The organism is Pseudomonas violetae (assembly GCF_023072615.1).
Classification (GTDB): domain Bacteria; phylum Pseudomonadota; class Gammaproteobacteria; order Pseudomonadales; family Pseudomonadaceae; genus Aquipseudomonas; species Aquipseudomonas violetae.
This window is the reverse complement of the sequence record NZ_JAKNRW010000070.1, coordinates 1-9214: the sequence shown is the minus strand read 5'-3', so window position 1 is coordinate 9214 and position 9214 is coordinate 1. Positions and strand designations below refer to the sequence as shown.

The window sequence follows — 9214 nt, the reverse complement described above, 5'->3', positions numbered from 1 at the left end:
GACGCGCTGGCGGCGGGCCGCGATGCAGGCTTGCTGGCTCCCTGGCCGACCACGACAAACAGATTGTTGCCTTCGACTCGCGCGGTATAGGGGGACAGCTGCGTCAGGTTGATGATCAGTCGCGTCCGGTCCTTGGCTTCCACCACCGTGGCACTGCGGGCATTGCCGCCGCCCAGGTCGCGGGTCTTGCTTGCCAGCTGGCTCACCACACCGGGCAGGTCCAGCGCAATCCGCGCCGGTGACTCGGTCGTGTATCCCTGAGGCGCCGGGGGCGCGCCATCGAACGACAACTTCAACTCGACCCGATCCCCAGGCAATGCCGCAACATCCAGCGTCTTCAGATTGGCCGCTACTGCCATCGGTGAAATCAGCGCTATCCATAGCGAAATACCGAGGGCTGAGAAAATCCTGTTCATTATTCGAGTCCCACTATGAGTGCTCTTTCAAAGGTATGGTTCGTGGCCGTTCCAGCCAGGCCCCCTGGCCGTCGGGAACGATTTCGACCACATCGACCTGCGAGCCGCTGATGGCGACAATGCGTCCATCGTTGCGCCCAAGATAGTCACCGACTTTCAGGCGGTGCACGCCGCCTGCCCCGCGCAACAGCGCAAAGGAACCGGTTGCATTGGAAATCGTGCCGACCATTTCAAACTGTTCGATGTTGAAACCTTCCAGATACTGCTTGACCCGGGCAGGATCGGGCTTGACGTTACGCGCGCCGTGTTTCTGGCCAGCCAGGTCCACCCTGACCTGTCGGGAAAACGGGCTTCGCAGGTTGGCGGCGCTGTAGGTGAACGTCGGGTAGGAGCGAAAAATCGGCGTTGGCTCTATTTTTCCCGGCGGGCGCAGGCGAACTTCGTTCATGTAGGCATCAAGATCGCTGACGTCGTCACCCTTGCCACAACCGGCCAACCCTAGCACTACGAGCACCATTGCCAAACAACGGATCGGGCTCATTTTTGCGCCCCCTTGTCGTTATAGCGGTACGTCTTGGCCAGGATGCTCATGCGCAACTTCGCCCCACCTTCGGGGTTGGCCGCTGCAATGTCGAAGTCATGCAGCGTGACGATCCGGGGCAACCCGGCCACTCCGCTGACGAAGGTGGCCAGGTCGTGATACGCCCCGGTAACGGTAATCTGGATCGGCAATTCGATATAGAACTGCTGAGTAACTTCCGGCAGCAACTTGATCTCTTCGAACTCAAGCCCACTACCCAGCCCGGTGCGAGTGATGTCCTCCAGCAGGCCCGGCACCTCGGTGTCACTGGGCAACTGGCGCAGCAACACGCCAAAGGAGTTTTCCATCTCTTTCATCTGCTGGGTATACAGCTCGAGATTCGCGGCCATGCGCGCTTTGGACGTGAACTGCTCCTTGAGCGTCAACTCTTGCTCACGCTTGCTGTTCAACTGGTTTTCCAGGTCGCTGAGATAGAAGTGATACCCCAGGGCCAGTACCAGCACCATCAGCAGCCCACCCGTGATCGCCTTGATCGCTGGCGGCCAGGAGCCGATGTTATTGGTGTCCAGGTCATTGATATCGACATTGCGTAATCCGGCGAACCATTCGGACGGGCTCATTGACCATCCTCCACGGCCGCGGGCTGGGTCTGTCGAACCGTCAACTGGAAGACGTTCGCCTGGTCGAGCTGACCCGCAGTGGTGGCCTTGACCTCAGTCAGGCTGGGGGCGTCGAACCAGTCGGAGCCATCGAGATTGCGCATCAGGTCTGACACTCTGTTATTGGACTCGGCGGCTCCGGTGATGGACAAGGTCTTGCCAACCATTTTGACTTCGGTGAAATACACCCCGTCCGGCAACGTGCGCGCCAGCTGGTCGAATATCCGCCCACTGATTGGCCGATTGCCCTGCAAGTCCTGGATGATGCGCATACGCTCGATAAGCTGCTGGCGGCGTGCCTTCAAGTCGCTGATCTGCTTGATCCGCTCATCGACCACGGAGATCTGTTTGCCAATGTAATCGTTACGGGCGAGCTGCCGGTCAATGGCGGCAGTGATGACTTGGTCCGCAATCAGTATCGCCCCCACCGAGCCCACCAGAACCCCCACAAGGATCAACAGAAAGCGTTTGCGACGTTCCTCGCGCAGCTCCTCGCGCCAGGGTAGAAGATTGATCCGCGCCATCAGTCAAAACTCCTGAGTGCCAGCCCGCAAGCGATCATCAGTGCCGGCGCATCACTGGCCAGGGCACCGGCGTTGACCTTGCTGCTCAGGGTCATGTCGGAAAATGGATTGGCCACCTGGGTCGGCGTATTCAGGCGCTGCTCGATCAAGCGATCCAGCCCTGGGACTGACGCCGTGCCTCCGGCCAACAGAATATGGTCGACCGAATTGTATTGGCCCGAAGCGAAAAAGAACTGCAATGAACGGGAGACCTGTTGCACCAGCGCGTCGCGAAACGGCTGCAATACCTCACTGACGTAATCGTCCGGCAAACCGCCCTGTTTTTTCGCCAACCCTGCCTGTTCAAGGGTCAGACCGTAGCGGCGCTGGATTTCTTCGGTCAGTTGACGGCCACCGAACAATTGCTCGCGGGTGTAGATGATCCGCCCTTTATGCAAGACACTGAGAGTGGTCATGGTCGCACCGATGTCGACCACGGCCACGGTCGACTGCCCCTGGGGGCTGGCCAGATGGCCGGTCAGCAGGCCGAACGAGCGCTCCAGCGCATAGGCCTCGACATCGACCACCCGCGCAGTGAGGCCGGCCAGCGCCAGGGCCGCTTCACGCACCTCGACATTTTCCTTTCGGCAGGCGGCCAGCAGGACATTGACTCGTGCCGGATTTCGCACCGAAGCACCCTGGACTTCGAAGTCGATGGCGACTTCGTCCAAGGGATAGGGAATGTATTGATCGGCCTCGATCTTCAGCTGATTTTCCAGCTCGTCGTCAGAAAGCCCGGCATCCATCTCAATCGTCTTGGTGATCACGGCCGAGCCGGCCACTGCCACGGCCACATTCCTGAGATTGGTCCTGGCCTTTAGCAGCACACGCGACAACGCCTGCCCCACACCTTCAAGCTCCGCGATATTTTTTTCGATGACTGCATTGGCAGGCAGAGGCTCGACTGCATAAGCCTCAACCCGGTAGCGCTCGCCTTGACGGCTCAACTCCAGAAGCTTCACCGACGTGGAGCTGATGTCGATTCCCAGAAGCGTATTAGCCTTTTTATTGAAGAGTCCTAGCACTACCCATTCCCTATGACTATCCGTGAGTTACGGACTCTTTAATGTCCACTGCGTTCAGCCCGCCCGTCTTGACAGCAGCGCAAATGACGCCCTGCGACGGAAAAATGCTTATAATGCCCAGCGATTTTTTACCAGATTTTACTCCAAGCTCGGGACGTTACCCTTTCAACGGCCCCTGATGCCAAACTCATTCTTTGCCCTGGATATCCAAACGCCTTGATTCGTCTGCTGAAATTTTTCGGTTGGTCCATCGTCGCCGTTTTCTGCGGACTGCTCCTGAGTCTGAGTGGCGCCTATCTTTACCTTAGTCCCGGATTACCGTCTGTGGAGGCGCTGAGAAGTATTCAGTTGCAGATTCCACTACGGGTATACAGCAGTGACGACAAGTTGATTGCAGAATTTGGCGAAATGCGCCGGACCCCGATCCGTTTCGCTGACATTCCGCCGAATTTCATTAATGCGTTACTAAGTGCTGAAGACGATAATTTTGCCAACCACTATGGCGTTGATCCGAGCAGCCTGATGCGTGCCGCCACCCAACTGGTGAAAAGCGGCCATATCCAGTCCGGCGGCAGCACCATCACCATGCAGGTGGCGAAGAACTTCTTCCTGACCAGCGAGCGCAGCTTCTCGCGCAAAACCACCGAAATCCTCCTGGCCCTGCAAATTGAACGCCAGCTGACCAAGGACGAAATCCTCGAGCTGTACGTTAACAAGATCTACCTGGGTAACCGAGCGTATGGCATCGAAGCTGCTGCGCAGGTGTACTACGGCAAGTCCATCCGTGACATCAGCCTGGCGCAGATGGCGATGATTGCGGGCCTGCCAAAAGCCCCATCGCGCTTCAATCCGCTGGCCAACCCGACCCGCAGCAAGGAGCGGCGAGACTGGATCCTCGGGCGCATGTACAAGCTTGGCAAGATCAGTGAAGCCGACTATACCGCAGCAATCAATGAGCCGCTCAACGCCAGCTATCACGTACCGACACCCGAAGTGAACGCGCCCTACATTGCCGAAATGGCCCGCGCCGAAATGGTCGGCCGCTATGGCAGCGATGCTTATACCGAGGGCTTTCGCGTAACCACCACGGTGTCGAGTAACCTGCAGGAAATGGCCAACACAGCGCTCCATGAAGGCTTGATGACCTACGATCAGCGCCACGGTTATCGCGGCCCTGAATCGCGCCTGCCGGGCAAGACCCGCGAGGCCTGGGGCACCGAACTGACCAAACAGCGCACCATCAGCAGCCTCGAACCCGCCATCGTCACCCAGGTCGACAAGAACGGCCTGCAAGTGCTGACCCGCACCGGCGAGGAACACGTCAGCTGGGATACGATGAAATGGGCGCGACCGTTCCTCAACACCAACAGCATGGGCGCCAATCCGAAGCAGCCAGCCGATGTCGCCCAGGTCGGCGACCTGGTGCGCGTGCAGCGCCAGCCGGACAACTCGCTGAAGTTCAGCCAGATTCCGCAGGCCCAGGGCGCACTTGTTTCCCTCGACCCGCAAAACGGTGCCATTCGCTCACTGGTGGGCGGTTTTGCCTTCGAACAGAGCAATTACAACCGGGCCATGCAAGCCAAGCGTCAGCCGGGCTCAAGCTTCAAGCCATTCGTCTATAGCGCCGCTCTGGATAACGGCTACACCGCCGCCAGCCTGGTGAACGACGCACCGATCGTGTTCGTCGACGAATACCTGGACAAGGTCTGGCGTCCGAAGAACGACACCAACACCTTCCTCGGCCCGATTCGCCTGCGTGAAGGCCTGTACAAGTCGCGCAACCTGGTGTCGATCCGCCTGGTGCAGGCATTGGGCATCGACCGCACCATCGACTACATCACCAAGTTCGGCTTCAACAAGCAGGACTTGCCGCGCAACTTGTCCCTGGCGCTGGGCACCGCAACCCTGACACCAATGGAAATCGCCACCGGCTGGAGCACCTTTGCCAACGGCGGCTACAAAGTTGTCCCGTACCTGATCGAAAAGGTCGAGAGCCGCAACGGTGACCCGCTGTTCGCTGCCAACCCGCCAAGCGTGCCCAAGGGCGAAGTCGTCAGCGACGGCATCGCCGCGCCAGCCGCCAGCGCCTTCACGGTCAATGCAACCCCTGGGGACAGTGCAAGCGCCCAGCCTGCGCAGGCACCTGCAGTGGCCGAACGCATTGTCGATAGCCGCACCACTTATATCCTCAACAGCATGCTCGAAGATGTGATCAAACGCGGCACCGGCCGCCGCGCACTGGCCTTGGGCCGCAGTGACATCGCGGGGAAAACCGGTACGACCAACGAATCCAAGGACGCCTGGTTCTCCGGCTACAACGCCGACTACGTGACCACCGTCTGGACCGGCTTTGACCAGCCTGAAAGCCTGGGCCGCAGGGAGTACGGTGGCACTGTGGCGCTGCCGATCTGGATGAACTACATGGCCGCTGCGCTCAAGGACAAGCCCCCTCACACCCAACCTGAACCGGAAGGCATCCTGAGCCTGCGGGTTGACCCGGTCAGCGGCCGTGCAGCCTCCCCAGGCACGCCTGGCGCTTACTTCGAGCTGTTCAAAGCCGAAGACACGCCACCGACCGGAAGCGAACTGGGAAGCGGCTCTGCACCAGGCAGCCCGCTGCCGGCAGATGAAGGTGCACCAATCGATTTGTTCTGATCGAGTAGCGCAAACCAAAAGCCCCGCCTTCGAGAGAAGCGCGGGGCATTTTTTTAGGGCCAGGATCAAAAGATCGCAGCCTTCGGCAGCGCCTACAGAGGGAACGCATTCTCAGGTAGGCGCTGCCGAAGGCTGCGATTTTTTGACTTTCCAATAAAAAACCCGGCCAATGACCGGGTTTTCCTGATACCTACGGCTTAGCCGTTGAACACATCGTCCACGCTCTTCAGCGGGTAGTTCTTCGGATACGGCAGGGTCGCTACGCCGCTCTCGATCGCAGCCTTGGCCACGGCATCGGAGATCACGGTGATCAGGCGAGCATCCATTGGTTTCGGGATGATGTACTCACGACCGAATTCCAGCTTGATGCCGCCGTAGGCGTCGCACACTTCCTGAGGCACCGGCAGTTTGGCCAATTCACGCAGGGCGTTGGCTGCAGCCACTTTCATTTCTTCGTTGATGCGCTTGGCGCGAACGTCCAGGGCACCGCGGAAGATGAACGGGAAGCCCAGTACGTTGTTGACCTGGTTCGGGTAGTCCGAACGGCCGGTGGCCATGATCACGTCGTCACGGGTGGCGTGCGCCAGTTCCGGGGAGATTTCCGGATCTGGGTTCGAGCACGCGAACACGATCGGGTTGGCCGCCATGGATTTCAGGCCTTCAGCGCTCAACAGGTTCGGGCCGGACAGGCCAACGAACACATCAGCACCGGTCAGGGCGTCAGCCAAGGTGCGCTTTTCGGTGGCGTGAGCGAACACGGCCTTGTACTGGTTCAGGTCGTCACGGCCGGAGTGGATCACACCGGTACGGTCAACCATGAAGATGTTTTCGATGTTGGCGCCCATGCTCACCAGCAATTTCATGCAGGAGATGGCAGCCGCACCGGCGCCCAGGCAGACGATCTTGGCGTCAGCGAGAGTTTTGCCAGCGATTTCCAGGGCGTTGATCATGCCGGCTGCGGTAACGATCGCAGTGCCGTGCTGGTCATCGTGGAATACCGGAATGTCGCACTGCTCGATCAGAGCACGCTCGATTTCAAAGCACTCAGGCGCCTTGATGTCTTCCAGGTTGATACCACCGAAGGTGATAGAGATGCGCTTGACGGTGTCGATGAAGGCTTGCGGGCTTTCGGAGTCGACTTCGATGTCGAAAACGTCGATGCCGGCGAAGCGCTTGAACAGCACGCCTTTACCTTCCATCACTGGCTTGGAAGCCAATGGGCCGAGGTTACCCAAGCCCAGAATCGCGGTGCCATCGGAAATGACTGCAACCAGGTTGCCTTTACCGGTGTATTTGTAGGCCAGTTCAGGATCGCGGGCGATTTCGCGTACTGGTTCGGCTACGCCGGGGCTGTAGGCCAGCGACAGGTCGCGGGCGGTAGCGGTGGCCTTGGTGAGCTCGACACTCAGCTTACCTGGACGAGGATGGGCGTGATATTCGAGAGCGGCAGTTTTCAAATCAGACATGGGGGCATTCCGCTTTTACTGTTGGACAGACTGGTCAGCGAGGATACGCGCCTCGTAAAGTCCCCACAAGACTGACCAGTCACCCCTGTCAAGCGCCTCGCCCTACGACTTTGGGCCAAGAGCCGCGGAACACAAGGGATGGACTGTTCACAATCGACATAAAAAATGTCTACAATTTTTTCTCAGGGAGCCGTCTGAAGCATTACCGGATCGGTCAATGGCAATAACCAGCGTGCCTGACCGTTTTTCAATCCGCCACGCCGCGCCCGATCCACAACCCAACCACGAGCCTCGACCTGCCTGCCCTGCAGCCGCTCCAGCACCGATAAGTCGAAGCGCTTCAGCAGATTGGGTGCAACCCGCAGAACAACTGAATCCTGCAATTCGATCCAAACGCCACCGCCATTGCGCTGAACCTTGCTCACAACGCCACTCAGAACAGCAAACCCCGAACCGCTGATTTGCCCTGCTTCGAGTACGGGGGACTGGCGCCATATCCCCAACCTGGCCTGGCGAGCAGTCTGCTCGGCGGCTTGCTGGCAGGCCGCCAGATCAATATTCGGGGCTACTGCCACCTGAAAACCCAGGCCCTCGGCAAGCATTTGCGCTTCCAGGTTGGCACCCTCGGCGTTGTAGACGTGAGCCAGGGTTCGGCCGTAATGGTCTTTGCGCTCTTTTCCGGGAAGCAGACCGACCCGTCCGCCGCTGGCAGCCACCAGGGCTTCCAGACGCTGGCGCGCCGCGACAGCGAAGGGCTCGTCAGTGCGACCTTTCTTGCCCAGCTCCGGGGTATTCAAGCCGATCATCCGTACACTGCGGCCATCGCTCAGCCGCAACGTATCCCCGTCCACCACTCGCTGCACTGTGGCCGGCGCCAGGCTTTTGGGTGCAGGGCAGAAGGCGTGGGCACCTGAGAGCCAAATCGCGGACACAAAAAAGGCGCCCGCGAGGGACGCCTTTTTCAATAGCAAGGAAAGGCCCAAAGGGCTCTTCAACCTTACTCTGCAGCAGCAGGAGCTTTCTTGCCGAAAGCGCCGAAACGGTCTGCGAAGCGCTGTACACGGCCGCCAGTATCCAGAGTCTTCTGCTTACCGGTGTAGAACGGGTGGCACTCGTTGCATACGTCAGTACCCAGTGGCTTGCACAGGTTCGAACGAGTTTCGAACTTGTTGCCGCAGCTGCAAGTTACCAGGATGGTTTCGTATGCTGGATGGATATCGGCTTTCATGGTGTATTCCTCAGGCTAGCGTGCCGCCACTCAACACTATTGTTGAATACCGCACGTAATTAGGCCGCGGATTCTACCAGACAATCCCAATCACGCAAGCTGTCCCTTCTACCGACCGTCTGCTAGGCTCGCGACGTAAAGCACCCTCCCTATGGGAGCGGGCTTGCTCGCGAAAGCGGAGTATCAGGTCGCATCATGGCGTCTGAATCAACTCTTTCGCGAGCAAGCCCGCTCCCACAGGTTTCATGCCCAGCCTGCATTTATTGCTCGCCCACAGAGACTCCTCCGCGTGCCCGACGCCATTCTGCGCCTAGCCCTGCCTTCGCCCCTGCGCCGCCTGTTCGATTACCGTGCTCCCGCCGGGGTCCTGCGTGCCCAGTTGCAACCAGGCATGCGCCTGCGGGTGCCGTTCGGCCGCAGGGAGATGATCGGGATCCTGGTGGAGGTCACCGACACCAGCGAAGTGCCCGCTGATAAGCTCAAGCCAGCCCTGGCCCTGCTCGACAACACGGCGCCTTTGCCACCAGCACTGTTCAAACTGTGCCTGTGGACCTCCCAGTATTACCAGCACAGCCTCGGCGACACCTTGAGCTGGGCGCTGCCCGTGCTGCTGCGCCAGGGCGAGCTGGCCGAAGCGCGCCAGGAGCGTTTCTGGTCCGCC

General features: G+C 59.4%; 10 protein-coding genes. 2 read left to right on the top strand and 8 right to left on the bottom strand.

All coding sequences use genetic code 11. From position 1 onward, the window contains the following. The 5 genes from L9059_RS30150 to L9059_RS30130 all read right to left on the bottom strand — a co-directional run. On the bottom strand, positions 1-416 hold a 416-nt coding region (locus L9059_RS30150; protein ID WP_247295940.1), incomplete at its 3' end, for an AMIN domain-containing protein. Between the two features lie 13 nt (positions 417-429). Then, on the bottom strand, positions 430-957 hold the full coding sequence (locus L9059_RS30145; protein WP_247295922.1) for a pilus assembly protein PilP: 528 nt from the start codon (positions 955-957) through the stop codon (positions 430-432). After that, complete coding sequence (gene pilO, locus L9059_RS30140) at positions 954-1577, bottom strand: type 4a pilus biogenesis protein PilO (RefSeq protein ID WP_247295919.1); 624 nt, start codon at positions 1575-1577, stop codon at positions 954-956. Before pilO ends, L9059_RS30145 begins: the two co-directional genes overlap by 4 nt. Beyond that, the gene (locus tag L9059_RS30135; RefSeq protein WP_247295883.1) at positions 1574-2140 is read right to left on the bottom strand and encodes a PilN domain-containing protein; all 567 of its coding nucleotides are present in this window, start codon (positions 2138-2140) and stop codon (positions 1574-1576) included. Before L9059_RS30135 ends, pilO begins: the two co-directional genes overlap by 4 nt. Next, entirely contained in the window at positions 2140-3204 is a 1065-nt protein-coding gene (locus L9059_RS30130) for a type IV pilus assembly protein PilM (RefSeq protein WP_247295880.1), read from the bottom strand. Before L9059_RS30130 ends, L9059_RS30135 begins: the two co-directional genes overlap by 1 nt. A gap of 219 nt (positions 3205-3423) precedes the next feature. On the opposite strand from L9059_RS30130, the gene L9059_RS30125 reads away from it, so the two are divergent. After that, positions 3424-5859, top strand: a complete 2436-nt coding sequence (locus L9059_RS30125) for a penicillin-binding protein 1A (RefSeq protein WP_428480309.1) — start codon at positions 3424-3426, stop codon at positions 5857-5859. A gap of 197 nt (positions 5860-6056) precedes the next feature. On the opposite strand, the gene L9059_RS30120 is transcribed toward L9059_RS30125, so the two are convergent. The 3 genes from L9059_RS30120 to rpmE form a co-directional block, all read right to left on the bottom strand. Continuing rightward, on the bottom strand, positions 6057-7325 hold the full coding sequence (locus tag L9059_RS30120) for a malic enzyme-like NAD(P)-binding protein (RefSeq protein ID WP_247295869.1): 1269 nt from the start codon (positions 7323-7325) through the stop codon (positions 6057-6059). Between the two features lie 182 nt (positions 7326-7507). Beyond that, entirely contained in the window at positions 7508-8296 is a 789-nt protein-coding gene (locus tag L9059_RS30115; RefSeq protein ID WP_247295959.1) for a thermonuclease family protein, read from the bottom strand. 26 nt (positions 8297-8322) lie between these two features. Further along, positions 8323-8553, bottom strand: coding sequence for a 50S ribosomal protein L31 (gene rpmE / locus L9059_RS30110; RefSeq protein WP_045061944.1), 231 nt, complete (start codon positions 8551-8553; stop codon positions 8323-8325). Between the two features lie 289 nt (positions 8554-8842). Here rpmE and L9059_RS30105 point away from each other — a divergent pair. Further along, positions 8843-9214 (top strand): primosomal protein N' family DNA-binding protein (locus L9059_RS30105; protein ID WP_486969862.1); only part of this gene is annotated, 372 nt, incomplete at its 3' end.

Excerpts from the sequence above, each read along its gene's own strand:
- L9059_RS30135 (WP_247295883.1), bottom strand. The coding sequence starts at position 2,140 with ATGGCGCGGATCAATCTTCTACCCTGGCGCGAGGAGCTGCGCGAGGAA.
- pilO (WP_247295919.1), bottom strand. The coding sequence starts at position 1,577 with ATGAGCCCGTCCGAATGGTTCGCCGGATTACGCAATGTCGATATCAAT.
- L9059_RS30145 (WP_247295922.1), bottom strand. The coding sequence starts at position 957 with ATGAGCCCGATCCGTTGTTTGGCAATGGTGCTCGTAGTGCTAGGGTTG.
- L9059_RS30120 (WP_247295869.1), bottom strand. The coding sequence starts at position 7,325 with ATGTCTGATTTGAAAACTGCCGCTCTCGAATATCACGCCCATCCTCGT.
- rpmE (WP_045061944.1), bottom strand. The coding sequence starts at position 8,553 with ATGAAAGCCGATATCCATCCAGCATACGAAACCATCCTGGTAACTTGC.